23 protein-coding genes and 2 pseudogenes are annotated in these 26,305 nt (G+C 50.7%); 10 read left to right on the forward strand and 15 right to left on the reverse strand.

Translation table 11 applies throughout. The features are described 5' to 3' along the window. A partial coding sequence (locus K5905_RS01550) for an EAL domain-containing protein (protein ID WP_297579469.1) occupies positions 1–2,288 on the forward strand: 2,288 nt, incomplete at its 5' end. A 123-nt stretch (positions 2,289–2,411) separates the two neighbouring features. Here K5905_RS01550 and K5905_RS01555 read toward each other — a convergent pair. The 7 genes from K5905_RS01555 to repC all read right to left on the reverse strand — a co-directional run bounded on the left by K5905_RS01555 (position 2,412) and on the right by repC (position 9,388). Further along, positions 2,412–4,451, reverse strand: a complete 2,040-nt coding sequence (locus K5905_RS01555; protein WP_297579472.1) for a methyl-accepting chemotaxis protein — start codon at positions 4,449–4,451, stop codon at positions 2,412–2,414. Between the two features lie 17 nt (positions 4,452–4,468). Next, on the reverse strand, positions 4,469–5,062 hold the full coding sequence (locus K5905_RS01560; RefSeq protein ID WP_297579474.1) for a YceI family protein: 594 nt from the start codon (positions 5,060–5,062) through the stop codon (positions 4,469–4,471). 252 nt (positions 5,063–5,314) lie between these two features. Continuing rightward, positions 5,315–5,779 carry a hypothetical protein gene (locus K5905_RS01565; protein WP_297579475.1) on the reverse strand — a complete coding sequence of 155 codons (465 nt, stop codon included), beginning with the start codon at positions 5,777–5,779 and terminating at the stop codon, positions 5,315–5,317. Between the two features lie 836 nt (positions 5,780–6,615). Next, complete coding sequence (locus tag K5905_RS01570; protein ID WP_297579478.1) at positions 6,616–6,978, reverse strand: hypothetical protein; 363 nt, start codon at positions 6,976–6,978, stop codon at positions 6,616–6,618. 22 nt (positions 6,979–7,000) lie between these two features. Next, on the reverse strand, positions 7,001–7,408 hold the full coding sequence (locus tag K5905_RS01575) for a hypothetical protein (RefSeq protein WP_297579481.1): 408 nt from the start codon (positions 7,406–7,408) through the stop codon (positions 7,001–7,003). 13 nt (positions 7,409–7,421) lie between these two features. Continuing rightward, positions 7,422–7,862, reverse strand: a complete 441-nt coding sequence (locus K5905_RS01580; protein ID WP_297579484.1) for a hypothetical protein — start codon at positions 7,860–7,862, stop codon at positions 7,422–7,424. A gap of 158 nt (positions 7,863–8,020) precedes the next feature. Beyond that, positions 8,021–9,388, reverse strand: a complete 1,368-nt coding sequence (gene repC / locus K5905_RS01585; RefSeq protein ID WP_297579487.1) for a replication initiation protein RepC — start codon at positions 9,386–9,388, stop codon at positions 8,021–8,023. A gap of 547 nt (positions 9,389–9,935) precedes the next feature. On the opposite strand from repC, the gene K5905_RS01590 reads away from it, so the two are divergent. From K5905_RS01590 to K5905_RS01610, 5 genes and pseudogenes are all read left to right on the forward strand, one after another. Further along, positions 9,936–10,811, forward strand: a complete 876-nt coding sequence (locus K5905_RS01590; RefSeq protein WP_297579490.1) for a M48 family metalloprotease — start codon at positions 9,936–9,938, stop codon at positions 10,809–10,811. Between the two features lie 20 nt (positions 10,812–10,831). Continuing rightward, complete coding sequence (locus K5905_RS01595) at positions 10,832–11,086, forward strand: hypothetical protein (RefSeq protein WP_297579492.1); 255 nt, start codon at positions 10,832–10,834, stop codon at positions 11,084–11,086. 471 nt (positions 11,087–11,557) lie between these two features. Next, positions 11,558–12,055 carry a DinB family protein gene (locus K5905_RS01600; RefSeq protein ID WP_297579494.1) on the forward strand — a complete coding sequence of 166 codons (498 nt, stop codon included), beginning with the start codon at positions 11,558–11,560 and terminating at the stop codon, positions 12,053–12,055. 251 nt (positions 12,056–12,306) lie between these two features. After that, a pseudogene (locus tag K5905_RS01605) lies at positions 12,307–13,260 on the forward strand (aldo/keto reductase). 337 nt (positions 13,261–13,597) lie between these two features. Next, positions 13,598–14,017: a RidA family protein gene (locus K5905_RS01610; protein ID WP_297579497.1), complete on the forward strand. Its 420-nt coding sequence runs from the start codon at positions 13,598–13,600 to the stop codon at positions 14,015–14,017. Positions 14,018–14,120: 103 nt separating this feature from the next. Here the strand turns inward: K5905_RS01610 and K5905_RS01615 are convergent, their stop codons facing one another. After that, a complete protein-coding gene (locus K5905_RS01615) occupies positions 14,121–14,705 on the reverse strand; it encodes a LysR family transcriptional regulator (RefSeq protein WP_297579500.1) in 585 nt (194 codons plus the stop codon). 182 nt (positions 14,706–14,887) lie between these two features. Here K5905_RS01615 and K5905_RS01620 point away from each other — a divergent pair, with 182 nt between their 5' ends. Together K5905_RS01620 and K5905_RS01625 are read left to right on the forward strand one after the other, a co-directional pair. Further along, the gene (locus K5905_RS01620) at positions 14,888–15,340 is read left to right on the forward strand and encodes a VOC family protein (protein ID WP_297579504.1); all 453 of its coding nucleotides are present in this window, start codon (positions 14,888–14,890) and stop codon (positions 15,338–15,340) included. Between the two features lie 353 nt (positions 15,341–15,693). Beyond that, entirely contained in the window at positions 15,694–16,605 is a 912-nt protein-coding gene (locus K5905_RS01625; RefSeq protein ID WP_297579507.1) for a nucleoside hydrolase, read from the forward strand. A gap of 162 nt (positions 16,606–16,767) precedes the next feature. Here K5905_RS01625 and K5905_RS01630 read toward each other — a convergent pair whose 3' ends face one another. Beyond that, positions 16,768–17,148, reverse strand: coding sequence for a hypothetical protein (locus K5905_RS01630; RefSeq protein WP_297579510.1), 381 nt, complete (start codon positions 17,146–17,148; stop codon positions 16,768–16,770). A 682-nt stretch (positions 17,149–17,830) separates the two neighbouring features. Beyond that, the gene (locus K5905_RS01635; protein ID WP_297579512.1) at positions 17,831–18,805 is read right to left on the reverse strand and encodes a pentapeptide repeat-containing protein; all 975 of its coding nucleotides are present in this window, start codon (positions 18,803–18,805) and stop codon (positions 17,831–17,833) included. Between the two features lie 616 nt (positions 18,806–19,421). Between K5905_RS01635 and K5905_RS31545 the strand changes: the two genes are divergently transcribed. Next, positions 19,422–19,682, forward strand: a complete 261-nt coding sequence (locus K5905_RS31545) for a LysE family transporter (RefSeq protein ID WP_367186871.1) — start codon at positions 19,422–19,424, stop codon at positions 19,680–19,682. A 397-nt stretch (positions 19,683–20,079) separates the two neighbouring features. After that, positions 20,080–20,661 (forward strand): annotated as a pseudogene (locus K5905_RS01640) (hypothetical protein). 164 nt (positions 20,662–20,825) lie between these two features. Here the strand turns inward: K5905_RS01640 and K5905_RS01645 are convergent. From K5905_RS01645 to K5905_RS01665, 5 genes are all read right to left on the reverse strand, one after another. Continuing rightward, positions 20,826–21,953 (reverse strand): ABC transporter ATP-binding protein, encoded by a 1,128-nt coding sequence (locus K5905_RS01645; RefSeq protein WP_297579514.1) that lies wholly within the window; start codon positions 21,951–21,953, stop codon positions 20,826–20,828. Positions 21,954–21,957: 4 nt separating this feature from the next. Further along, entirely contained in the window at positions 21,958–22,809 is an 852-nt protein-coding gene (locus K5905_RS01650) for a carbohydrate ABC transporter permease (RefSeq protein ID WP_297579517.1), read from the reverse strand. Continuing rightward, a complete protein-coding gene (locus K5905_RS01655) occupies positions 22,809–23,720 on the reverse strand; it encodes a carbohydrate ABC transporter permease (RefSeq protein ID WP_297579520.1) in 912 nt (303 codons plus the stop codon). The genes K5905_RS01650 and K5905_RS01655 overlap by 1 nt, the downstream gene beginning before the upstream one ends. 63 nt (positions 23,721–23,783) lie before the next feature. Further along, on the reverse strand, positions 23,784–25,052 hold the full coding sequence (locus tag K5905_RS01660; protein ID WP_297579523.1) for an extracellular solute-binding protein: 1,269 nt from the start codon (positions 25,050–25,052) through the stop codon (positions 23,784–23,786). A 30-nt stretch (positions 25,053–25,082) separates the two neighbouring features. After that, a complete protein-coding gene (locus K5905_RS01665; RefSeq protein WP_297579526.1) occupies positions 25,083–26,243 on the reverse strand; it encodes a mandelate racemase/muconate lactonizing enzyme family protein in 1,161 nt (386 codons plus the stop codon). Positions 26,244–26,305: the final 62 nt, after the last annotated feature.

The following is a 26,305-nucleotide window of genomic DNA, read 5'->3' on the forward strand; positions in this document are numbered from 1 at the left end:
TACTCATTCTCTTAGTGCCCCTTATGGCGCTAGCTCTGATCGGCGAACGTTTCATTGAAATACGCCTATCTCAATTGCGAACGGCGGCCGAAAGTGCAAAGATCATTCACAAAGTTTGGTCGACAGCTAACGATGTAAATCGGTCTGTAGCCATCAAGCCTCAATCAAAACAACTCTGGGAGGGTGCAAGACACCCCGACTTCCTTTCTGTCGACGAGGCTTCGGCAATCCAGGAGAATTGGGAAATAGTTATCGGTGAAACTACTGCAAGTGAAAAAGCACTGTCACTAGCGCATAAGATAATTCTGAAACTTGCACGCAAATCACGCCTCGACAGTGCTTATTCTGACTTCAACCCTGAATACTCCTCCATCTTACTTGATCGAATTCCGGAGGTAAGTTATCGGATTGATCTCTTGGTTCGCTTCGGCGAAAATCTTCAAAACAAACCCTCTCTGAATCAAATGGATGAAATGGCCTTCATTGTGAATGCAGGCCAATTCAAATCCGCAGCCGATAATATTTCCAGGGTCAGTCATTTGCCACTTGGTTCATTTGATGCAACCAGCCTTGCTCATACAGCAAACCTTGGAAATACTTACAGAAGAATGAGTAATGAGTTTCAGCGCTCAGCTGTCAGCACCATTCGTTCAATTGAAGAGTATAGAGCGGGAGCTCAGGTCGACCTTCTCGAACTCCAGAACATCGAAATACGGTTTGACGACGCTATAAATTCTCTCTGGATAGGCGTGTCAGATATCCTGAATTCCCGCCTAGAAAAAGAGTTAAACAACCTGGAACTAACCACCAATTCATTCAGAATAGGATTAGCTTTATTTGGAATATCACTAATTCTGGCAGTTTTTTTCCTTCGCAAATCAATTCTTTCACAAGCACAACAACTCGAAACCGCTTATGAAACGGCGGAGCTCAACAACCATACTCTTGAACAACTAAAACATTCTGCCGAATATCAAGCTCATCATGATCCCTTAACCGGACTACCAAACCGACGCTACTTGCAAAAAGAGGTCGATGAACGGCTGGCAGTCGTGCAGTCCTCGGGCGTTGGCATTGCCATTGTTCATATTGATCTTGATCACTTCAAACAAATAAATGACACGCTGGGACATGGTGCCGGCGATTACGTGTTGCAACACGTTTCAACATTGCTTCGCAAATCTACCAGAAAGTCTGATTTTATTTCTCGTGTCGGCGGCGATGAGTTTGTCATACTCGTCAATTCAAAGGGAGAGAAAAAACCGCTCGTAAGCCTATCCAACCGGATTATCGATGAACTCTCCAAACCAATCTTCTTTGAAGGCGATATCTGTCAATTTGGGGCAAGTATAGGAATTGAAATTCGAGCAGCCAATGACGATCAAGGAGTGTCTGTCGACGCATCACGTCTACTGACCAATGCGGATATCGCACTTTACCAGGCAAAAGAGAAAGGCCGAGGGCGATACCAGTTTTTTAGCGACGAATTGCGCACGTCGATGGAACATCGCAAAGTTCTTGCTGACGAGCTTATGGCCGCCATTCGAGACGAACAGATTTATCCCGTTTACCAACCACAAATAAATGCGAGGACTGGAGCAATAGTGGGTGTCGAGGCATTGGCTCGATGGCGGCGTCCCAATGGTGAAATTCTTTCACCCGGAGTATTCTTTCCGATCGCTGATCGCATGGGCGTTACCGCGAAAATCGATTCCTTGATCCTCGAAAAAGCTCTCACCGACTTCGCGACGTGGGATCAGTCAGGTTTCAAACTGCCTAATCTTTCAACAAATGTATCGTCTCAACGTTTGTCGGAAGTCGGATTGATCACTTCGATAAAGTCCTTGGCTGTGCCAGTCGAGCGTATGTCCTTTGAACTTTTGGAGAGCATTCTTTTCGACAATATGGATGACACGATGCGGCACAATCTTGACGCGCTTGAAGAGCTGGGGATTGCCATCGAAATTGATGATTTTGGTACCGGTCACTCTTCCCTGATGAGCCTTCAGTCTCTTTCTCCAAGCCGTTTGAAAATCGCTCGAGATTTGACGGTTAAGCTAACGACTTCCAAAGCGCATCAAAAGATGGTCGCCTGCATCATAGATATTGCTGACAATTTTGGGATCAGCGTAATTGCCGAAGGCATAGAAAGTGAAGACCAGAGAGATATCCTGCTAGAGCTTGGATGTGAAAATCAACAAGGGTATTTGTTCTCTGCTCCGCTCCCGGCCGAGGAACTATCAGAGTTTTGGTTTGGGAAGAAGGCAGCTACCGGAATCCGAAACTAAGAACGGCCTGAACGGATTTGGAAAGTTCTAAATGCTATTCCTAATGGACTTGCCTTCCTGAGTTGTCATTCGCCGTCACTGCACATCCATCTTTGTGCGACTGGGTGATAACTTCTGAACTTCTTAACCCAATCGAATTTCCCTTGCAAAACCATCGACGCGACCCCGTAGAGTGTCGGCATTGTGTTTCAACATTTCCGATGCCTCGAGCAACGTTTCGGCATTCTCAAGAGACGTTTCCGTCGCTGTCGTTACAGAGCTGATTGCGTTGCTCGCATTCCGGGTTTCATTCAAGGTGATACTAATAGAATGAGCAATTTCTTCGGCCGCTGCATTTTGCTGGTCAACAGAGGTGGCGATCTGAGATGCAACCGCAGCGATCTCCTCAATTGTGTCTCCGATCGAGACCGTCGAAGTTGTCATCCGGTCTGTCGCCTCCTGGATAGTTTCTATCTGAGCGGAGATCTCCTTTGTTGACCTTTGGGTTTGCTCAGCAAGTGATTTCACTTCTGCAGCAACAACAGCAAAACCACGTCCGGCGTCTCCTGCACGGGTAGCTTCTATTGTCGCATTGAGGGCGAGTAAATTGGTTTGCTCTGCAACCTCTCGTATGAGTTCGACTATTGTACCTATTTCTTGCGCGTTTTCTGCCAGGTTCTTCGCTTCGCGTTGCGTTTCATCAACTTCCGACACTGCACGCATGGCAATGATCGTGGCATTGCCGGCCTGCTGGCCTATTTCAGATATGGACTGTGACAATTGCTCCGATGCCGATGCAATTGACTCGACATTTTCCGAGGCGCGGACCGCCGACTGGTCAACACCTGCAGCTTGTTGCCTCGCATTACTGATTTGCTGATTCACTGAGACAGATTCTTCGGCAATCGAAATCGCTGAACAGCCGACATCCTCGGCTATTCGCGTAATTGAGGACTCAAACCGAAGTGCCAAGTCTTCGAGTGTCGCGGCTCTTTCCTCAACAGACCGTGCATCGCGAAGTTCTTTTTCTTCTGCGAGCAACGCTACTTTCTTGGCATTGTCGCGGAAGACTTCAAGAGCCTGGGCCATGATTCCAAATTCATCACCTCTCCCGGTATGAGGAATATGGGTTTCCTCATGTCCATCAGCCAATGAGGCCATTGCGGATGAAATAGCTCTAAACGCTCGCGAAAGATTACGAGAAAGCGCTATAACAATAGCAATGACAATGAGCAGGGTGCAAAGGACACCAACAGTGATCAGATTTTGAACTGACCGAACATGGGCCTGACTCCATGACGTATCCTGAGCTACGGAGGCCTGAATTGCTTCTGCCGCTGCAGCAACTGCGTTCGTTAAGTCTGGTGTATGCACTTGAACCATGCTCGCACTCAGTTCCTGGCTGTTAAGCCCCAAAGAAACGATTGCCTTGAGTTTATTTTCGGCATGGCGTGAAGCGTCAAAAAGAGCTTTGGCTTCGATCTTTCCGTCACGTCTAAACGTTGCCCTGGCTATCCTAACTTTCTCACGAAGATCGCGAGCACTTGCTTTGAAAGCGCCGGCAGTCTCAGCTGTTGGGTTTCGTAGAAAGTCCAATTCTGCCAATTCGAACCGAAGCAGTTGGCGTTCAATTTCGCCAACAATTGCAATTATCTCCTGATTTCCGGTATCGAACGCAATGACATTCAAGGCAGCCAGTGGTCTGTTCAACCCGGCCATGACCTTTTCATCGAACTCGATGGTTGCCGCGTTGAGAGATCTAATTTCCTGAAGCATAGCCGCATAGGCTTTTTCGATGTGCTCGACATCGGTCGGAGTAACGACTATCAGCTGTTCAGCTTCCGCGTTGTTCTCACCGGCATGAGTCTGACTAGCAGAAGACTTAACTGCTGAAAGGCTGTTTAGTTCTGCGAGCAACGACTTAATTTGAGCCACCTTGTCAGCAAAATCTCTGTCGATGTTTTCATCCGACACAGATTGGCTCGAAATAATGACGCCCTGTAAGTGTTGGACGGCAGTATCAAGTTGAGACTTTAACTCCGCCGCCTGTGCTTCTTTGCGCAAAGCACCCGTTAGTGCTTCCTGTTCGATAGCTATGACCCGACCGCCAGCAAACGCTATGAGGCCCGGCAATAGAGCGAGACAACATACAAAGACAAGCTTTGTTGAGACGGATCTCAGCATCGTCAAATGCTCCAGAATTATTGGGTGCGAACAAGTGAAATCACGAAGTTCACCGGAACCGAGTAAGAGATACTCGGAAGTTTGGCAAGTTCACGTAACTTATCGATGCCTTCAGTCAGTCCGAAGTCTGCACCGTTAATTATGGCCGGCCCGAGCGAACTCACAACAACTCGGTTCTCATTAACTCGAGTGACCAAGACATCAAAGTCAACAAAACCTTCGGTCCCCACGACTACGAGGTCCCCGTTAATGTATCCGACCATACTTTCGCCAATCGAAAGGCTCTCATATTCGGTGACGTCTATCTCGGCCGTGAAGGTCGCGACTGGAAAGTTTATAACATCGAACAAATGTTCGCGAAGCCTCCCGTCGCGAACTTCAATTCCAGATTGGACAGACCCCATATCCAACGCAACGCGCAAAAACCCCTCTGCAGAAAGCCCGCCGAAAACGTCTGGAATCATGTGCGTTTCAGCAACATGCTCCTTTTTCGTAGTTACATAAAAAAGTGCCGTGTCTTCGGCATCAATCTGCCACGTCCCAAACGATGCCTCGGCAAAAACCGGACTTGCGTAGATTGCAATAAGAGCCACTAAAATACTGCGCATCATGAGCTTTCCTCTCGATCGAAAATTTCAAGCTACGCAATTATCAGTAATACGTTTACATTTACTTATCATGATCAATTTACTGCTTCCAGTTTTTAAAATAGACCTTAGACATTGCTTTATTTATCTCTATTTTACTTGCTCAAATGTCTCAAAATGAAAATTCAATTCAAAATATCAATCAACGATAGTTTGGCTGATTTCTCATCGATTAAAAGTTACTCGACAACCTGACCTACCTTGCTCTTTACCGCATTATGAAGAGTGGGAATCTACGCTGTCATGTATAGGCAAATCAGACGGGCAAGAATCGTCTTGCTTTTTTTCCGCGCAGGCTATCCAGGTATTAAATTGCGGAAGTTCTCTTTCTATTTGATCAAGAATTTTTTGAAAGATAGAGGCCAGCTCAATTGCATTCTTTTGATATTCCTTCATTAATTTGAGTGGAACGAAAGACTTTAGGAGGGCGGAATCACTATTTTGAAGATATGCAACGTTGGCGAGAAGATTTTCAAAATCATAAGAACCGCTAATTGCTTCGGCAAATTCCTGTACGGTCGCCGAGATAGTCACATTCTTCCCTTCACCGTATGGATCTACGTTCATGCAAAAAGTTACTTGATCATCAATCAGGTTCGATATCACAAGCGTGCGTAATTTTCCTTTTACGACCTGTTGATCAACTTCATTCTCGGACTTGTCGTATGTAAGTATAGCCACGATTACCCCCTCCAATTTAACAAGAAAGTGGATTAAGATCTTGACGTCATGAAATATTTTAAAAAATTATCAAGACAATTAAACTTCAACATTCCAAAGATTACTAGAATTACCTCTAGATGAGATTAGAATTCCAACTTCTTTTTGTTAAAACCTAAGTCTGAGCATTGAACTGGACTAGTTTTCATCATATTGGCGACTATTCTCAATTTTGCTTCACCATAATAATCAGGCGAAGCGTAAGGAGTGCCCGGCAATTTCTTCATGACCGAAAGCCTGATGCCAGAAACAGCGATCAAATATTATTTAGTCTTTATTTTTAAGAGTTCCATGCACAATTAAATCAATTAAACTTGTCCATAAATATTAATTACTGAAACCGGTAACGTATATTTTACATTACATCAAACTTACTTGATAAAATGATGCTCCTTCAACCTGACTGAGTTTGGCAATAAAGGTGTTGATTGCATAGCGGTAAGATCATGACCGTTGTAAATCTCACCTGCTCAGTTGACGAATACATGTCCTTCGGACTCACGCCGTTCATAGAAGTTCTACCGGTTACATAACCATCTGAGTTCAAGTCTTCAGGAATTGACTCTCGGAATCTTCGATGATGAGATCCTGATAGCTTTGTCCAGGCTATGACGAACACGCGAGTCGCGCCGGAGCCCGGATAGTTTCAATCCGCTACAATCAAGTTTGCTCCGCCTGATGAAAAACCCCATCGGGGGCAGTTCCGATGGGGTCAATCGATCAACGTTCAAGATTTCCGGGTTGAAGCCTTCAATTGCCGATCGAGTTGCGAACGGTAGTGTTTCGGCCCAATGACGTCAATGCCTGTGGAATTCACACAGTCCGCCATCTCTTAACGCCCACTCTTTCGGCCCACACTGCACGCCCAGAACCGGTCTCTTGCAAGGCCGGTCGGTGCCGATTCTGGCACTGCATCTTGGATAGCCATCGGTCTCAAGCCAATCATAGTACTGTTCCAGTGTGACGCCGAAATAAGAGGCGACGAACAGGGGGGCATGATCCAGGAAGCGTGGAATATCGTCAGGTCTGATATGGATTTCGGTCTGGAACCCCGCGGCATAGAATTCAATCTTGAAGGTGATGCCAAACATCGCCAGGCGCTGGATCGTTTCCATGCAAAGTGGCATTTCCCGGATCGGCTGATCCTCGTTTTCCAACATAATTTCTCTCCCCTGTTGCTGATCAGCGCGATTTTCTGATCCTGTTGAGCACCCTGGTTTCATGGCTCCGGCACAATCCGCCGTCGCTAGCCAGCCATTCGTCGATGCCGATCTGGTAGCGGCCTCCTGCCGGTTTCCTGCAAGGTTTGCCGGACCTGGTTTCGCTGCTACACCGTGGATTTCCTCCGGTTGCGATCCAGTCCAGATACTGTTGGCGCGTGACGCCGAAATAGCCGGCCGCAAACCCTGTCTTGTCCTCCAGGAGCCGGTTTAGGTCCTCCGGACCGAAATGGACGTTTTCGCATCCAAGCGGGGTCGTGAGCTCGGCCATGAAGGCAATGCCGGCATCCGTCAGGCGCCGGATTGTTTCGGCGCAAAGTGGCGGTTCTTCAAAATTTGCTTCTATGGCCTTTAGCGCTGTAGCTCCCATGATTTCGCCTCCGTCAGCCCAGCTCGTTGAGTTTTTTCTTAAGGCGCCGGCCATCGGATATTTGCAGGAGATTGAACTTGTCCTTGTCGGTGCCATACGGATTGAGCAGCATCCCGTTGTCGGCCGTGACACGGGTTTTGCCGCCTTCCGAGCGAAACGTGAGTTCGACCTGAGCAAGAGGCCTTCCCTTGGTCCGGTGCTTGAGCGAATTGTTGTCGTTGACGTTGGCCGGAAGGTATTTCGACAAAAGTATGCGCGTGGGTGTTTCCTGAGTGACCTTGAATCCGAGTGCAGGCCTCGTGAAAATGGCTTTTTCGGCAGCCTTCGCCTGGGGCTTCGATCTGGGTGTGACAACGGTCGGTTTGTTGTCGGGCGAGTATATGGATACGCCGTCGGTTGTCCGGCATGCAGTGAGCATCAGGGCGGACAGGGCCGCAAGAATGAACTTTCTCATGAACGAAAATCCTCATTTGAACAATCTTGTTTTCACTTTCGGCGACGCCGGACCAGAGGAGCGCTCTGTCCAGGTCGGCCGGCTTGCCGGACGCGGGCAATAGGCAACCTTGGCGGAGCGCGGGGGCCTGCCCTCTGCCTCAAGGATCAGCCCGACCATCAGGTCAGTCCGCCTGGCTTTTCGGAGTTGTCGCATTTGATGAGTCCGAAGATGCTTTTGTGAAGGTGCAGTTTTCCATTTCTGGCGCGGTCGAGCAGTCCGCGGACGAAACCGCCCGGGTTGTTGAACGGTTTTTGCGGATCGGAGATGTGGCGTTCGGTGATGACAATGCAGACGGCGGCCGCGGTAGAACCGATCTCCGTGCGCAAATCGTGCCAAGGGAGCTTACTGACACCGAGGAATGCGGCCGCCTGCGCAGCGGCCCTGTCGAGGACAGCCCAATTGACGCCGCCCTGCTCGGCTTCTTCGTAAATCATCTGCCGCATCAACAGACTGGAAACGTCAAGCACCTGATCGAGGCGTATGTGTTCGATCCCGGTGCTGCCCCCTCCCGCGGCGTGCGGCCTCGCCTCTGCACCGGGCGGGCTGTCCGGGTTGCTCGTGCACCTGCTCTTCTCTTTTTCAATGCCGCCCGCGATAGCGGGCTCTGCTTCAAGAGTAATTTCATCGCGATCAGGTGATGTCCGCTTTTGGGGCGAAGCCCCATAACAGTTCCCGTAGTGAAATAAGGTTGTATTATTGGTATTATGGTGCCGGAAATTTTCTTCCGTCTGGTCGGAGGTTTTTTCCTGCGAATACGGCTTCAATTCTGCTTTCAGTGCGATGCACAGATCCTCCAATTTCATTGCAAGTGCACAGAATTCAATTGAGGTCCACTTGGTGGGAAACGTCTTGGGTAGGCTCTCAACGAGACCGGATGCTTCCGCAACGACTTTCGTCCGGATGCTCAGGGCTCGCGCTTTGCGCAGCCCGTCTTTCAAGACTCGGCGCCAGGCTTTAACGGCTTTGATCTGTGTGCCTCTGAGGACGAGTTCCTGCCTGTCCGCCTCTACCATCTTCACGATCTCTTCGTATCGTTCGATCAGCGGCGACAGGTCAGCACCGTAAGCATACCTCAAAGAGCCGTCCTTATACCGCTGTTCGTAGCGGCGCCGATTGCCGGAATCGTGCCGGGTCAAAAGTCCAAGGGCAGCAAGATCGCGTTCGTAGGTGTTGATCTGCCGGGCATCGACGTCGAAGAACGCCACTGCCGAAGCGACCGGGCTAAACACAATCGGACAGGATCCAGGACGCCAGTCCTGGTCCTCGGTGCGGCCGACCAGATATTCCAGATACTGGGTAAGGGCCGATGTCAGGCCAAGCGACTTTCGAGCGGCCTTGAAACTCTTGACAACATCCCATTTGGATTTCCCGTCCGGCAATCTCCGGGACGGGACAAAGTCCGGTCTGTCGTAAAAATCCCGGCCTTGTAGGCGGAGAGCGGCGGCCAGCCGCTCCGGCAATTCAGGGTATTCCAGATTGTTCAAATACGGCTCCTTGCCCCCAAAACCTGCGGTTGCCAGCAGACAATAGAAAGCCGTTCGCAAAAATCTGCGTTCGAGCTTGCCAAATTGTCGGGAGCACTCTAAAGATCCAATTGTCTGTTTAGATCTTTAGGTGTCCTTGGGTCCGGTTTTCCGGGTCTGGGGATTTCTACTTTGAGGCCCATGAACCGGGCCGAATGTTTCCTATCTCCATCAAAGATTGCCAGCCCGATCCGACGCATACGCCAAATCGGTTGTACGAATCTGTAGTCCAACCGCCGCAATATTACCCAAGTCTTCACAAAATGAATGCGTAATAACTCCAATTTAACTGAGCATTTTTCAGTGTATCACTTTTATTTGAACAATTATATCACAATAAACATTTTAGTAAAACCGGAAGGGACTTTAGTCCAAAAAGAGCATTTCAGACATTATTTCTTAACTCTGCGGATAGTTACTCTTGACAAGACGCTGATTTTACTTCTCTTTTGTTGCAACCAATTGCTGCGGAGAATATACGCTAAAGGCGTTTTAAGGAATAAATTCAATGCCTTCCTTCATCCGGGTGACCATTATTGAGATCGTCAGACTGTTAAGCTTGTCGAGCGCGGCCGTGTCCTCGTTTCTGTTTGGGGCATTTGCGCATTCACTTATCCTTACCCCCTTCAGTATCTATTATGGCGATCTGGGTATTTCGAACCTGGAAGGCGTTGCCATTTCAATGATCATTGCGTTCGGCCCTACCGTTATGGTTGTATATGTGCCCGAAATCGCAGCCAAAGCCTTCGATATCCGCTTCGGCGGCCGGCGCTTGTCACAATTAGAGATGGAAATTGTTCGCAAAATCGAGCAACAGCTTCAAACTTGCGCCGAAACACCCAGCGTCAAACTGCCGCAGGTGGCCTGGCGGGTGCAAGATACAGGGGAAATCAACGCCTATGCCTACGCCCATAACCGGGTCTGCTACACCAAGGGCATCTTGCACAAGTACAGCGACACACAGGCGGGCATCGAGCGCCTGGCCGGGATTGCCGCACATGAAATCGGCCATCTGCGCCATTGGGACACCCACACCAATATGTTCCTGCACTACATGACGATGCCGGTGAACTTTGGGGGCCCGCTTGCCAACAACACGATTTCCAGGATCCCGATCGCCGGCCTCATCTCCACCGTCGCAACGATTTTGTTCCGCATTCCTTGCGATATCGCGCAATTGCTGAACGAATCCACGTCCCAACTCCGGGAATACCAGGCCGACAGGTTTGCCTGCAAACTGATGAACGGCATCGGCATTTCCGGGTTCCTGGATGACATCAACCATTTGGATGAAAGGAAGGGTGACACGTTCACTCAATGGATGCTTCGTTCACACCCGCCAATCGAACTCCGCCACGACGAGCTGGCAAGGACCACGAAATAATGTCTGAGGAAAGAAGAACCATGAACAACATAGAAGGACGTCTGAACGGCCCTCTGGCCTTCTGCCAGGATTCAACCTTCCATGGATTGATCAATGGAAATGTTTCTGTGCGTGAGGGCGTCGAGTTCATTTTGTACGGCATGGTCAATGGTGATTTGCACATTGAGCAGCGCGGGAAAGTAACGGTTCATGGCTTCATCAATGGCGAAATTTGCAACAACGGCGGGACCATCAATTTCCACGGCGTAAAAGCGAACATGAACCCGGCCATCTGACGCTTTCAATGCTGGCCGAAAAGGCCGGTGAAACGTCCCCTGCCCGGATCGAGGCAATCATGAACGGTTTGGAACGTCCAGCTTTTGAGCTCCTGGACGCTTGCCGCCGTTCAGAATGTCAATGCCGACTGGTTGAAACATGGCAGTGGTAACCCGCTGAGTCCTAGGCCGTCTGGATATTTTGCGATCTGTTTTCCATGTCCCGTCCGACCATTTAAAGGACACTCAACCGGCACCTGCCCTGACTTTCGCTGCGCTATGATCAAAATGGAAAGACGCGGGATAAAAGCAGACATACCCCATGCTTGACGTTACATCTGAAACAACAAACAATCCGATTGACCGTCCGCACTAGCATCCAGGGCAGGTCACCTTTGCCCGGTACCAAAGTGTCGATCGGCACTGGAAAAGACGCTTCGGAGCGAGCGTCCCAATATCACCTTACATCGAAAACCAAAGGAGACTGAGAGGATGATCTCAGCCGAATATTGCCGGCTTATGTCCTGTTACAATACTTGGCAGAATACCTCATTGGTAACTGCTGCAGACGGGCTCACTGAAGGAGCACGCCACAAGAATCGAGGCGCGTTCTTCCAATCAATAGCGGCCACCTTCAACCATTTGTATTGGGCTGATGCGCTGATATTGCTGAGACTGAAGGGAAACGAGAGACCAGAAGAAACCGTCAGGCATTCGTTAAGCCACCTTTCGGACTGGAACGACTTCAAAGCTTTGCGTTCCCAACGCGACGAGGAAATCAAAGAGTGGGCGGCCCGACTTGTCAACGCTGACCTCGATGGAATGGTTGTTTGGTATCCAGGCGACGGCTCAACCCGCATCGAAAAATCAAAGACCCTTTGCGCCGCAGAACTCTTTAGCCACCAGACCCACCACCGGGGACAGATCCACGCAATGCAAACAGCAGCAGGCGCTAAGCCAGATCCAACCAACCTGTCGATGTTGTCATAGCTGGACTGAAAAGGGTTCAATCATTGAAGCCGTTGCACCTCGGGCGAACGGCAGATTAGCCCAAAATCCCCTTAAAGGGGGATTTTGCACTCAGCCGTACTCAACCCCATCAACCGAATTTCGTTTCATTCATGAAACCATCATTGCAAAGCGATTCATGGAAATTACACCTCGTTCATGGTTTCAAATCGGGAGCAACACATCGGGAGTTTCAAATGCGGTTTCTGGATCAGGAGATAAATCCATTGGGCATGGGGTGCTGGCCCATTGGCGGACCGATATTCTCAGGCGATCAGCCGCTTGGTTATGCCAACTCGGACGATGCGGAATCCATCCGCACGATCCATGCCGCCCTTGCCGGCGGGGTCACCCTGTTCGACACGGCACCGGCCTATGGCGCGGGGCATGCCGAACGACTGCTCGCGCAGGCCCTCAAGAACCGCCCCGATGCGCTGATCGTCAACAAGATCGGAATCGCCATAGACGAAGAGACCAGGCAACTGACCGGAGACGAGATTGTCCCAGAAAGCGTGCTGCCCGCAATCGACCGCAGTCTTTCGCGGCTGGGGCGCGACAGGATTGACTTGCTGTTGCTTCACCAGAACGGCCTGCCCATTCCGCACGCAGAGGCAATGTTCGATGAGATGGAAAAGGCGGTCAAGGCCGGCAAAGTGCGTGCCTACGGCTGGAGCACCGATTTCGCCGAAAGCGTATCAACCGCCGCTTCGCGTGATGCTTTTGTCGCCGTCGAACACGCGATGAATGTTCTGGTCAGCCCGCCACGCATTCAGGCCGCAATCCGGGAAAGCGAGTAGACTGCGCTGATCCGATCGCCGTTGGCAATGGGCTTACTTACCGGGAAGTATGGCCCGGAGACGGTCTTGCCGCCCAATGACATCCGCTCAACGTCGAACCCGAAAACCAGCTACTTTGTCGGCGCGAGGTCGAATCCGACGATGTTCGCCCAACTCAACGCTGTGCGGGATCTCCTGACGACCGGTGGCAGAACTCTGGCGCAAGGGGCCATCGGTTGGCTGTGGGCCACGGGCGACATGGTCGTTCCGGTCCCGGGTGCACGAACTGTCGAGCAGATCGAGGGGCTCGCGGAGGCACTCACCTTCGGCGCCTTGCCCGAATGTGTCATGGGGCAGATCGAAGTCCTGATAGAGCGTGAACCGGAAGACACGCCGGATAGAGCGCGATGAACGCAAGCCGAATGTGGACATTGAGTAAATGGCAGTAAATTCTCGCCCCATGCCAATTCAGAGGTGGGACAGTGAATGGTCGCTAGTTTTTGGTGTTCGTAGATTATTCTAAATTTTGGCCACTTTCTCACGTTTGGGACCAATGGTTCTGTATTGTCGGGCCTCTCAATTAGCAGAAAGTCTTCATTGCCACCCGGTATGCCAACGGCAGCTGCCTGTTCCAACATATCGTTGTTTGCGAACAACATACGGATCATCATTTTCAACCGTCATCGAAGATTGCACAAACGAAGCCACCTTTGCAGTTCGCCGATGGTAAATCGCAGGAGACAAACTGATGCCGATAGGCTTCGAAGCAGACGAAGTGTGGAAGGCCCGTGGCCGAGGGTTCCAGATGGGCGCTATCCAACCTGAAGGCGTCGTGGTTCATCTCACCGGACAAGTGGCCTGGAGCAAGGATGAGCAGATTGTGGGCGCCGGCGATATCGAAACACAAACCAGATGCTGCTTTAACAACATTCAAGACCTGCTTGCTCAGGTCGGTGGCAGACTGGACGACATAGTGTCCATCACAACCTACTTCACGGATCGGGCGCAATTGCCCACGATCCAAAAGGTCCGATCAGAATTGCTGGCCGCGGACACTGCGCCGGTTTCAACATCCGTAATGGTCGCTGGCCTTGGGCACGAATCCTTTCTCGTTGAGCTGGCGCCGATTGCCGTCATCCCAACCGCAAGATTCAAGGCACCCGAATAGGCAGACCTGGCTTGGAGCGATCACCTGCCCCGAACACCCGGAATTGCCTTGTCGATCCCGCCAACCTTTGTCTTCGCAATCCGTTTGATAGCCCGAATGGCTATTAATTCAGATGCAGTGCCAGATCCCGCACAATGGCTTTTGACTGGAAACAATCTGCCAATCCTGGTTTGCACACAAAGTGCAGGTCCTCAGCAGAGGACACATTCGGGATGACAATCAGGGCAAGATCCCGATAAGGACCACCTGCTGCGCGGATCATGCAATCCAGCTCATTGCTTCGAAGCAATTCCAAATCCGAAGTTTCAGCCCAGTCCCGTATGTGGTGGTGCAGGTTCTCATTGTGATTTGGCCAGTTGGCCGGCAGCATCGGTTTGATCGAATTGCATATGCCAACCATGAATTTCTTGCTGTTGATACTCGGGGCGATGAGTTCGGTCGCGCGGGTCAGGTCTTCGAAAACCTTCGTGATCGACGGCAGATAGGTCTCCCCCTCGCTCGTTAGGAGCAGTCCATGAGGCAATCTCCGAAAGAGCGTCACGCCAAGAGAAGTCTCCAACTTCTTGACCTGCTGGCTCACCGCCCCCGCGGTAACACCAAGTTCTGTGGCCGCGTATTTGAAGCTCAAATGCCGGGCGGCAGCCTCGAATGCGCGCAATGTGTTCAGTGATGGTAGTCGATACGTCATTTCGTTTCTCCTGAGCGCAGGATGACATAAAGGCCAGGGGATGCAGACCGAGAATTTCTAATCCTTTGCATAAGCATATCTGAGTTGAGTGCACATACCGGCAGCAGATAGTTTCAAGCACAAACAATCTTTGGTCTGGCATAGCGCCCGACCGTGTCCCACACGTGTTCAAAGAGGTAAGCATGACCGAAAACAGCGGCCTTGGTGCAATCCGGAGCATGGATTACGTAATTGTCTTGTGTGATGACCTGGACAGAATGAAGCGTTTTTATATCGATACCTTCGATTTCCGGATCGAAGAGGAAACAGAGCATTGGATTGCGTTCAGAGTGGGCACCCTGTTCCTGGGTCTTCGTTCACGTGGTCGCCCATACGACGGTCCCAATATCGCTGAAACGTCAGCAGGCATGCAGCTAAGCTTCAGGGTTCCACCCGCTGACGTCGACCTCGCATATCAGTCCCTCCGAGCCAAGAATATCGATGTCATCGAAGCTCCGACCAATCAGGACTGGCCTCATAGAACCTTGTTTTTCTCCGATCCGGAAAAAAACATCCTCGAGATATTTGCAGACATCCATCCGAACGACATGGCCTCGGAGCCTTCAGGTCTACATCTCTTGGCGGGACTGAAATGACATTATTGGAAGGTTTGTGCGTAGACCTGCTTCGAGGACGAATTGGCTGAGCACAGTCTTCGACCAGCCTATATTGGCATTCGTCTTGAAGCGTGGAAGGGCATCTTTACCAGGTTTGAACCGCAGAGGATTGCGTTTCGCCAAACCTATCGGGTTATCGAGGATAGCCAAACCATGAGATTTGGTTAGTCGGCAATACTCGATGGTATCCCGCTGCTATTCAGCCTTACCTCAGTCTGGAATAGACGTTGGCTGTCCAACTTCGAGACAACACAAATCCTGCGTCATTTCAGGCACCTCATTGGCCGTTTTCATAGTTAGTTTGGAGCGTATGTGTGGCTATCCCAGTTATCATGGATTGTGATCCGGGCATTGACGATGCCTTTTCACTCGCGATGGCGATCGCGGCCGACGACCTGAACATACTGGGTGTCACAACAACTTATGGAAATGTTGGTCTATCGTACACGACGGCGAACGCCCTAAGAATTCTTGATTGGTTCGGTTCGGACATTCCCGTGTATCCAGGAATCGACCGCGCATTACTCGGTAAGCTGGTAGACGCCTCGGAATATCATGGTGCGACCGGTTTGGAGGCTCCTGAGATAGGGCCTCCAACAAACTCTCCTCAGGCGGAGGATGCCGTTTCTTTCCTCATTCGAACGCTACAGGCGTCCCAGGAGAAAATTACGATTGTCGCCTCCGGCCCTCTAACCAATCTTGCTGTCATGTTGCGACTGGCCCCGGACGTGACATCGAAGATAGAGCGCATTGTTTTCATGGGAGGGTCTACGGATTATGGCAATGATAGCCCTGCGGCTGAATTCAATATGCTGTGCGATCCACATGCCGCACAGATTATCTTAGATGCAAACGTTCCTAAAACCATGTTCGGTTTGAATGTCACGCATCAGGCAATTGCTACACCAGCACGTGTTCGGGCGATGCGGGACCTTGGAAATGACACCGGCCGCGTGTTTGCCGACATGTCCGTTTTCTTTGAGAAAGTATATAGGGAGCGATATGGATTCGAGGGTTCCGCGCTGCATGACCCTTGCACTGTCGCCTGGTTGCTCAAGCCAGAGCTTTTTGAAACGCGAAGAATGCGTGTGGATGTCGAGACGAACTCCGGCCTGAGCTTTGGCAGAACCGTGCACGATATCTGGAATATCGCGGGAAATTCCTGCCACACAGATGTGGCCCTGAATGCCAACGTAGATGGTTTTTTTGCCTTGTTGACGGATCTTCTTTCAAGGTTGCGATAGCCGTTCGATCCTATGCCCCGATTACGGGACCCGTGAGGAATCGACTGCACATAACCAAAGAATTAGTTCGTGAAGCCTTATCATCAGCAACGGTTCTATCTGTTTATGGTCTGCACATCGTTACTGTATTTCTACGCACAAACTTTCCGATGGGGCCATCTATCACCGGAGCCGGTCTAGGAGTGCTCTCTTCAGGGTATCGTATTCTCGCTGAGGGATGCCTTCCATCGCGGCATCGCAATTTGTCAGCTCATCGTCATAACTGTCTGGCGCGGGGAAACGAGCATCAAGTCGGAAAAATTGACTATCGGTCAAGTCGTACCGCTTACCAGCAATACGGTTATAGTAGTGCCATACGGACGGGTAGCGCGTTCTCAAAATTTCTCCGCCAAAAAGGTCATGAATGACCGCGCTTGTAACGTTGCACTGGCCATTTGCTGGATTCTCTTTCGACCACTGTTTTGCAGTTTCATACGACCAAGCATTTTCTAATGCCGCTCTAACTTGTTGCTCATCAAACTCTATCACCAGTTCCTCATTCAATCAGCGTTCAAACCCGTTGCATTCACGTTACTTTATGTTGGCTATACCCGAAAGCCATCACACGCAATGACCGCAACAGCCTTCACATTGGAGGTACCGGTCATGCGGGCCTTGCCTTTCCTAGTCTCTGGAATGTGATGTCGTCGCTGACAATTTGAGCTAGCAACACCGTTGACTTCTCACCCTGCTCAAATTGATCTCACTCCGCTACGTTGCAAGCAGAATGGGAACACATCGCCTTTATCAGCGTCGCACTATTGGGTGAGAACCGCAAAAAATCTAAACGAAAGCTGCCCCCATGCTGGAGATCAATCGGGCGCGTAGGACGTTCCAGCTTTATACCGGCTTAGCGTTGCTGAGCGGGAAATAAACGTTGCGCCCTCAAATTGGCAACCACGGAGGAACAATCAATTTCCACAGCGTAAAAGCGAACATACAAAGACCGGTCAATTGACACTTTCAATGCCGGCTGACCGACAATCGACAGAGGGCAACGGCGAAATCATTCGAATTGAAACAAATGAAGTAGAGGAAGATTGCCTTGTCAGTGGAATAACTCACTAAAGCCAGCTCACCTTTAGTGAAGACGGCGGGTTCTACGGTCGAGGAGCGTCATGATCGAAGGATCATTTCGTCGCTCGCCGCAGATGGTGCGTGTGAGCTGGCAGGTTTCATCGAGGAGCTACTTCATAGTTGCAAATTCGAATAGAAGATCCGAAAGATCACCAATTAAACTTGAAAGAGCAAGCCACGCTGAAACTACTAATGCTACGCTTGCAGTTTTCTTTCCGATTTCTTTGGCGAACTCATCAGCTGCCAGTTCTATTTTTCTCCAGCTCCAGTTCAATATTTTTTTTACGCCACCATGTAGAAACGCAGCAACCTTTTTGATAATCTTCTTGTCTGGCTCTTGCTTGCTGGTCTCCATCTGAACTTCGCGAAGATTAATAGCTAGTTCGTCAAGTTCTTCTCGATTTATTGGAGTTTCTGTTGGAGGATTGTTGTGTCCAATACCTAGGCTGGAAGAAGCCGTCTTGACTGTGGAATCTGCGAGGCCATTTAGGGAATTCAGTACTCGATCAATTTTATTCTCTATTTCGATACACGTAACATCTTCAGAAACCTGAACATCTGAATCTGAAAGCTGATCCTGTGTCTTACGAACCAGGATACCTCGCTCCACACGATAGAACCGAAAAGCGTTCTGACGAGACAAGGGGCGAAAAATCGATGCGCCATCAAACATCGTTTTTTCGTCAACCACACTACTTTCAAATGTGGTTCCCTCCTTAAAAACGGCATTTTTAAGGTCTGCTCCTCGTAGGTCAGCACCAGTCAAATCTGCTCTAGTGAAGTGAGCTCGTGCGAAGCTACTTTCCCTCAAGTCCGTATTTTTGAGATTTACGGCAAATATGACAGTTTGCTCGGCATTAACTTTCGAAAGATTTGCGCCTTCAGCATTCAACCCACTGGTCTTTGATTTTTGAAAATCACAGTTTGAGAGGTTAGCTTTCGTGAAATCGACTTTTTCTAAATGTGCCTCTGAAAAATCGCGCCCTGCAAGGTTCATTCCAGAAAGATTTGCGCCTCTGAAGTCCCTATTAACCAGATCAAAATTACCGCTATGAAGTTCTCGAAGGTCGTCGTCGTCTGCCATGAACACCTTGGTCAAGCTCAATTTGTTACTGACAACAGCGATTATTTAAATACTTCTCAGAGCTTCAAGCTTAGGAAACGACCGCCATTTAAGAGATGAATTACTGCATGCCTGGCTATTCACTAAATATCCATGCAACTTTCCATCCTGGACAGTAATCTCTACTGTCTGACGACCTGCGTACCCACCCATTCTGTTCTTTGAGTTTGCCTTTACACAAAGCCAATGCAAACCACTATGCTTATTGAGTTGCATGTATGATATTTCTGCGTCCCGCACCGAATATGGATCGACGAGGTAGTCGCGAGCAGCATTAACAATTTGTGTTTGAATTGATGCTGGAACCGGTTTGGCCTGTTCAATAGCCGCCTGAAGTTCGGCAGAGGTTTGGCATCCTGTAAGAGTAACGGCAATTGCTACAATTGTAAGTGATCTCAACTTAGCGCCCCAGTTAGGTAACTCCTCTTCGGGTTGTTGAACAAAGGCACTAAACTTGTCAAGCCACTTACAGCGTATCCCCCTTTATTTACAATCTCTTGGACAATAAGAAACAAACCAACACTGTTGTGAGACCCTTTTCCACATACCAAACTAGTGGAGGGTCAACGGCGATTTGGTGTGGGCGATACTAGCCATTTCCGCAATCATAGGTGTTTCGCAATCCGGGCCGCTCCTGTTTGATATTCTGGGCCTTGTCTGCGGCTTTTATCTGATTTGGCTTGGCGTGAAAACACTCAGGTCTCAAAGCTCCAAAACGACGGCTATCGTCGATGTCCCCGGGCAGTCAGGACTGATTTTTGGATATACAAACCTAAAAGCTATCCTTTTGCTATGGCGATGTTTACCGCTGTCTTCGCACGCTTCGAAGAAGCGGTAACCTTTCAGCATGCATTCCCGCTCGTTTTCGCTGCATTTTTTGGTTTCTGCGTAGCGACCGTGGGAGTGTTTTTTGGACCGGGCTGCCCGTTACACGGCGCATTTTTTCGCGTCACAGCCGTTTGATCACATGCGCAACTGGCGTTGTTTTCATTGCTTCGGGAGTAAAGTCGATTTTCGGAGCCGTGGGCAACATTCGTCTACGTGCATAAAGCCAAGGCCGAATAGGTTCAGACTGTATTGGAGGAGAAAGAGGCCGCAACAGCTTCCGGCAACCAGAGAGCAGAGCGTTTTTTCCCCATTCAGCAACGCGGCGTTTATCAACCAAAGACAGCGCACGTGTTATATTGCCTTTGTTTAGGTGAGATTCTTGAGACCGGTTTTCGCATGAGAATTTGATGTCCGAAGACGTGCTTGCCGTGCTTTCAACGATCCGGACAATCGATGATATGACATAGGCGTTTTCGGTCGGTGTACGTTGTCAACATTTGGTGGAAACGATGGTCTGGCCGGATCTGCCCAGCATGTGGCTATAAGCGCTCCTTCACGATCGCCTGGCGAGACGTGGGAAAACACCGGGCGCGTCCAGGTCTTCAACAGTGTTCCAAAGGTGCCTGCCGTTTCCAGTTTGCGGCGACAACGCGTAGGCCTTTGCATGCCACCAAACTTCCCTTGACTGTGTGGTTGAAAGGCATTCAGCTCATCTTGCAATCGGATCAAGGCATGTCCTCGGTTCGGCTGGCCGAGCTTTGGGCGTCAGTCAACCGACGGCATGGCGGATGAGACATACCCTGCGTCTGATGGTTGCCCGCGAGCATATGTTGGAGGGAACGGTAGAGGTCGATCATTTCCATGTCGAAGGTCGGCCGAAAAAACGTCGCGCTGACCCGAAAGGAGCGGAAAATCATGCGGCCCTTTGGTCTCGCCAGCCGCTGGCACTCCAACTTCCAAACGTCTTTCGCACGGCGATCGGTCGCTAAACACGGCGAACTCTCGACGGTGGCCTCATCATCAATTCACAGATACTTGTCTTTGGTTGATAAATGCCCACCCAAATATGCACGCTCTGGTAAGTTGGGCCGCCAGGCAATCTTTCTTTCTTCGACCGAGGTCTCGTCAATCGGTGATGTATTCTGCTTCTGATCTAACAACTGGCAACTTGCTGCAATTTCTCCCCGGACGGCGCATCCCTTTCAACCTTCCCTGAGCCGTTGTCAGGTCTGACTCGCTGACCTTCATAGTTGAACAGCAGGCATTTATCGGTCGGAATATCCAGATCAATTTCTGCATCAGCCTCAAGTTTCAGCTCGCCCGGAGCAACCGCAATGATTTGGGTCTTATCTGACAATCTGCCGTGCACCAGGGTCTGGCTGCCTAGATACTCTGCTACATCGACCTTGAGCCTTGCATTGCCTTTCCCGAATTCCACAATGCTGATGTCCTCCGGCCGAATGCCGACGGTCATATCAATGCAGTCCATATCGACATTGAACGGACCGGTCTGCAGGGCTTTCGACAGGAATGTTCCCTGTCGCAGACAGCCGGGAATGAAATTCATCTTGGGCGAACCGACAAAACCGGCAACGAACAGGTTGTCAGGATCGTTGTACAGCGTGCTCGGCGCACCGACCTGTTGCAGATATCCGTCCTTTAATACGATAATCTTGTCCGCCAGTGTCATCGCCTCGACTTGATCATGGGTAACGTAGATCATGGTTGCACCGAGATTCTTGTGAAGTTGGCGCAGTTCGACCCTGACTTCCGCGCGCAACGCGGCATCGAGGTTTGAGAGCGGTTCGTCGAAAAGAAAGATCGACGGATCGCGCACAATCGCACGACCGATCGCGACCCTTTGTCTTTGACCGCCTGAAAGCTCCCGTGGAAAGCGGGACAGCAACGGTTCCAGCTTCAGAATCCGGGCTGCTTTCAAGACCCTGCGATCGATCTCCGCCTTGGGTTCTCCGGCAATCTTCAGGGCGAAACCCATGTTTTTTTCGACTGTCTTGTGCGGGTAGAGTGCGTAACTCTGAAAAACCATCGCAAGCCCCCGTTTTGCCGCTGGGACGTTCCGGACCGGTCGCCCATCCAGGTAGAGCTCACCGCCGGTGATGGGTTCTAGACCGGCAATTGTTCGCAGCAATGTGGATTTACCACAGCCGGAGGGGCCGACAATCACCACAAATTCCCCGTCAGTGATATCCAGAGAGATATTATGGAGGACGTCTACCGCGCCAAAAGACTTTGAGAGTCGATCAAGAGTTAGAGTGCTCATGAAATCAACCTTTCACAGAGCCGGATGTTACGCCGGATACCAATTTTGATTGCAGGGGAAGAAACAGCAGTAATGCCGGCAGCGTTGTCGCAGCTGACGCGGCCATAACGGCGCCCCAGTCAACGGTATCCTGCCCGAAGAACAGAGCCAGGCCGAGCGGCATGGTCTTCATCGTTGTTTCAGTCAAAAAAGCCAACGCGAACAGGTATTCTGTCCACATTAGCAGGAACGAATACGTGGCCGTGGCGACAATACCGGGCAGCATTAGAGGCAGGACGACCTGGAGCACGATCTGTACACGAGAACAGCCGTCCATGGCGGCAGCTTCGTCAAGGTCACGCGGCACCGCCTCAAGATACCCGACCAGCATGTAGACCGAGAACGGAAGCGAGACGCACACGTAACAGAATATCATGCCAACATAACTGTTCAGCAGACCGGCTTTCGCGAACATGACGAAGAGCGGTGTAACCAGAATCACCCAAGGGAAGAGCTGACCAAGCACGATAGACGCGAACGCCATTCGCTTAAGCGGAAAACGGTATCTCGAGAACGCGTAAGCAACCATCACCGCCAGGGCGGTGCAGATTATCACTGCAACGATGCATATGAACACACTGTTGAAGATGAAGATCAGAAAGTCGTTTTCAATGATGGTTCTATAGTTTGCAAAGGTCCATTTCATTGACCCGGCGGAAATCGGATTTCCCGTTTGCAGGAACGATCCCACGAAAATCCAAACTACCGGCAAAGCGAGAAACAAGATGGCCAGAACCGCCAGTGCTACAACAAAAACATTGCCGATTATCGAGGCATAGTCCCGTTCCCGTGGCTGGTCTACCGCAGCGACAGTCATCACATGATCTCTTTGAAGTTGCGCGATGCAACAAAGTGGAAATAGAACGCACCAAAGACCAGCATGATCGCGACCATGATCATTCCGACGGCCGAGGAGTAGCCGAGTTCAAAGGATATGAAACCTTTCATGAAGACTTCCGTTGCCAGCACGTTTGTGAAAGTACCTGGCCCGGCACCAGTGGCCAGCCAGACGTAGACGAAATTGTTGAAGGTCCAGATCACCAGCAAGAGACCCATTACAACCATGGTCGGAGCAAGGTGTGGTAGTGTCACGTCAACAAACTTGCGCCAAGTTCCTGCTCCGTCCATTTCAGCAGCCTCGAAAAGATCCTTGGGAAGCGTCTGCAGTGCGGCAAGGAAGGTCAGGGTCACGACCGGCAAGGTGTTCCACGTAATAATCATCAGCAAAGCCGGCCAGACCGTTGCCTGATTTCCCAGGAATGCGACGGGTTCACTTATGATACCAAGGTCCAGGAAAATCTGGTTGAACAGGCCCTGGCCATCAAAAAACTGTCGCCAGACCACAACAGCAACAATCGGAGGGGTCGCCCAGGGCAGCAGGATGGCCATTCTGGCGATTGTTCGCAGCCCCGCCCGGCGCACCGGCTCCGAATGTATCAGAAGCGCCAGCCCTAGACCCAGCAACAGGCGAATGAGTGTTGAGACAAATGCCAACCAGAACGCCGTATTCCAGATGACCGTCTTAAAACCGCTGTCTCTTATGAGATCAACGTAGTTCTGAATCCCAACAAAGTTTCCACCCTGCCTCATCGACAAAAGCGTTAGGTCTGTGAAACTGTTCCAAAGGTTGAAGGTAGCTGGCCAGATGTAAAACAATGCCAGAAGCAAAAACGCGGGAACCAGCATGGCAAGGATAAAGCCAAGGTGCTGCCTTTCAAAAGAAATCATCGGGTAACCTCCCAGAAGCGTCCCCGGATCCGGCTCGATCCGGGGGAGCCTTGTTCCGCCGGATTATTTTCCCAGCATTCCGCTAATTTTGTCATAGAAGTCCTGAGCCGCCACCTCAGCAGAAATCTGGCCAATCAGGAAGGAACCGAACGAACGGCCGGTCTCGTTCCACATCTCTCCGATAGGCGTCTTTGGATTGGCATACGCCCCCCAGCTCCGACCATTCGCAAGCTGTGTGGCAAATCCAGCCATCTCAGGACCGAAGTCCACGCTGGATAACAGCGCCTTTTGCGCGGGCATCTGGGTTTTCAGGTGTTTTTCAAAGAAACCCTTGCTCGTCAGATACTGAACAAGCCTGAAGCTTTCTTCCGGGTGCTTGGTGTTGGAATTGATCCCTAGAGAACGACCGCCAAGGTGACTGATCCCACCGGCGGAACCTGCCGGTATCGTTGCAGAAGCAAAGGGCGTTTCCTCTGACCCAGTCTGGGACCTATAAGTATCCAACATTGATCGGAAAGTTGCAGGCGGCATGAAGGCAATGGCCTGATGGCCCGAAATCATGCCGTTCACGATTGAAGGATCTGACCAAGAGCTCACAGAGATATTTGTGTCCGGGTTCCCACCATCCCCCATGAAGGACGCAAAATATTCGAAGCCTTCGGCGACTTCTTCAGGTGTGATACCCATTTTGTAGCCGCCTGCGCCGTCGTCAACGATCAGTGCGTGACCGTTCGACCACCAATAGTAGTTCAGCATAAACCAGATGACGTTTGATGCTGCACTACCTGCACTGAAGCCAAAGCCTGCTTTTCCGGTGGCTTCGTGGATTTTCCGGCTGGCTTCTGCTAGGGCTGGCCATTCTGAGGGGAATTCGGATATTCCAGCTTCGGACAGAAGATCCTTGTTGTAAACGAGAGTAAACGTATCCGTGGTCCACGGCACAGCGAATATGCTTCCCTCTTTCGAGGTGAATAGATCCTGCGCCACGAAATCGTCAATACCGGACTGAATGCCGTTTTCGCTGATTAGGTCATTCAGCGGCTGCAATGCGACGGCCTGTCCCATTTCAAGGGGCCAGACAAAGGCGATATGCACAACGTCCGGACCACCCCCGATCAGCGCTTCCCGTAAAAACTGGGTTCGTGCATCGCCCCAGGCGATGCGCTCAACGGTAACATCGATATCCGGGTTAGCCGCCTCAAACTCCTCAACAGCAGCCTCAATTACCGCAACGTCTCCATCGTTGTAACGAAAGACGATCGACGTTTCCGCTTTTACTGCGGTCCCCAACAGCAGGCTTGCGACCAGGGTCATTCCAGACAATTTAAGCATAGTTCTCCTCCATATTCTGCGTTTGACCGGTCATTCGCTCAAATCGCGCCATTGCTCAGGTTCGAGATCGAGGCCAGTACCGTTCCCTTTGGGGACTTTGATCGTGCCCGCGTCAACTGAGAGATCAAGGAAACCAATATTGGTTCGAAGGGGATTGTCGTTGGCGTCAAGCTCCATCGGGCCAGCGCCGTCAAACAGTGACAAAAGCTGAAGCGTAACGGCAAGCCCAGGCGCCGCGCCCATGTAATGGGGGCACAATCGCATACCCGCATTCACGGCCACCGACGCTAAGTCGAGCCAACCTGTCACTCCGCCGATCTTTGTAATGGATGGCTGCATGACCCGAATGCCACCGGTTTCAATGTGCGGTGTGAGATCATCCAGAGATCGAATGTTCTCTCCTCCGGCGAGATCAGGTCTGACCCCTCTGTTGAGGCGGGCCCATTCCGATATGGGTAGCGTGGCGGGTACCGGTTCTTCAACAAAGCTGAGACAAGACTCGTCCAGTCTGGGAATCACATCGAGTGCCTGTTCGACGGACCAGATTTGATTAGAATCGACCATTATCTCAAATTCGGAACCGACCAGCCGGCGTGTACGACGGACAACATCAACATCGGATTCATCGCAGTAGCCGACCTTAAGCTTTACCGCTCGGTGACCATTAGAAAGAATTTCCTCAATCCGACTCTCAAGTTGCGCCCGATCGGGCGAACTTGCGTAAACCCTAACTTTTTCTTTTGGCGCGTAAGGGACTAGCATGGATAGGTGACACCAGTCCGCAGCTTTGCTGAGTACGAAACTCGCCAGCGACAACCCGGCTTTTCTGGAAAGCAAATCCCATACGGCAATGTCTATTCCCGCGACAATATTCTCAAAGGCGCCTGTTTCCCCGGTGTGGTTTGCCAGGAGCTGCCAGCGTCCGGTTATGAAATCCGCTAACTTGCGTGGCGATTCAAACTCAGCATCCTTGATGCTCGGAAATACGAGAGACTGAAGAATCTCGGACCGATGGTTCGCCGCTGATGGCGGAAAATTCGACCAGATCTCACCCCAGCCCTGCGCGCCCTCAAAATCTGTGACACGCGCGATAAGACTAGTTCGCGTCACGAGGTCGCCCAAAACCGAACGGGCTGGAGACTGTGAAACCGCAGAAACTACAAAGGTTTCGACTGCTCTTAGCCTGATCATCAAACTCCCCCCGGCTGGATCGGCGTGAATGGAACCTAAGATGATGTATAATTGTTTACTTA

It is taken from the genome of Roseibium sp., assembly GCF_025698965.1.
Lineage (GTDB): Bacteria > Pseudomonadota > Alphaproteobacteria > Rhizobiales > Stappiaceae > Roseibium.

What these genes read in the sequence shown, in the direction of transcription:
- K5905_RS01635 (WP_297579512.1), bottom strand. Translation starts at nt 18,805, where the DNA reads ATGGCAGACGACGACGACCTTCGAGAACTTCATAGCGGTAATTTTGAT.
- K5905_RS01595 (WP_297579492.1), top strand. Translation starts at nt 10,832, where the DNA reads ATGAACAACATAGAAGGACGTCTGAACGGCCCTCTGGCCTTCTGCCAG.
- K5905_RS01665 (WP_297579526.1), bottom strand. Translation starts at nt 26,243, where the DNA reads ATGATCAGGCTAAGAGCAGTCGAAACCTTTGTAGTTTCTGCGGTTTCA.
- K5905_RS01615 (WP_297579500.1), bottom strand. Translation starts at nt 14,705, where the DNA reads ATGACGTATCGACTACCATCACTGAACACATTGCGCGCATTCGAGGCT.
- K5905_RS01580 (WP_297579484.1), bottom strand. Translation starts at nt 7,862, where the DNA reads ATGAGAAAGTTCATTCTTGCGGCCCTGTCCGCCCTGATGCTCACTGCA.
- K5905_RS01570 (WP_297579478.1), bottom strand. Translation starts at nt 6,978, where the DNA reads ATGTTGGAAAACGAGGATCAGCCGATCCGGGAAATGCCACTTTGCATG.
- K5905_RS01625 (WP_297579507.1), top strand. Translation starts at nt 15,694, where the DNA reads ATGGATTGTGATCCGGGCATTGACGATGCCTTTTCACTCGCGATGGCG.
- K5905_RS01650 (WP_297579517.1), bottom strand. Translation starts at nt 22,809, where the DNA reads ATGACTGTCGCTGCGGTAGACCAGCCACGGGAACGGGACTATGCCTCG.
- K5905_RS01645 (WP_297579514.1), bottom strand. Translation starts at nt 21,953, where the DNA reads ATGAGCACTCTAACTCTTGATCGACTCTCAAAGTCTTTTGGCGCGGTA.
- K5905_RS01555 (WP_297579472.1), bottom strand. Translation starts at nt 4,451, where the DNA reads ATGCTGAGATCCGTCTCAACAAAGCTTGTCTTTGTATGTTGTCTCGCT.
- K5905_RS01655 (WP_297579520.1), bottom strand. Translation starts at nt 23,720, where the DNA reads ATGATTTCTTTTGAAAGGCAGCACCTTGGCTTTATCCTTGCCATGCTG.
- K5905_RS01660 (WP_297579523.1), bottom strand. Translation starts at nt 25,052, where the DNA reads ATGCTTAAATTGTCTGGAATGACCCTGGTCGCAAGCCTGCTGTTGGGG.
- K5905_RS01575 (WP_297579481.1), bottom strand. Translation starts at nt 7,408, where the DNA reads ATGGGAGCTACAGCGCTAAAGGCCATAGAAGCAAATTTTGAAGAACCG.
- K5905_RS01600 (WP_297579494.1), top strand. Translation starts at nt 11,558, where the DNA reads ATGATCTCAGCCGAATATTGCCGGCTTATGTCCTGTTACAATACTTGG.
- K5905_RS01610 (WP_297579497.1), top strand. Translation starts at nt 13,598, where the DNA reads ATGCCGATAGGCTTCGAAGCAGACGAAGTGTGGAAGGCCCGTGGCCGA.
- K5905_RS01560 (WP_297579474.1), bottom strand. Translation starts at nt 5,062, where the DNA reads ATGATGCGCAGTATTTTAGTGGCTCTTATTGCAATCTACGCAAGTCCG.
- K5905_RS01590 (WP_297579490.1), top strand. Translation starts at nt 9,936, where the DNA reads ATGCCTTCCTTCATCCGGGTGACCATTATTGAGATCGTCAGACTGTTA.
- K5905_RS01620 (WP_297579504.1), top strand. Translation starts at nt 14,888, where the DNA reads ATGACCGAAAACAGCGGCCTTGGTGCAATCCGGAGCATGGATTACGTA.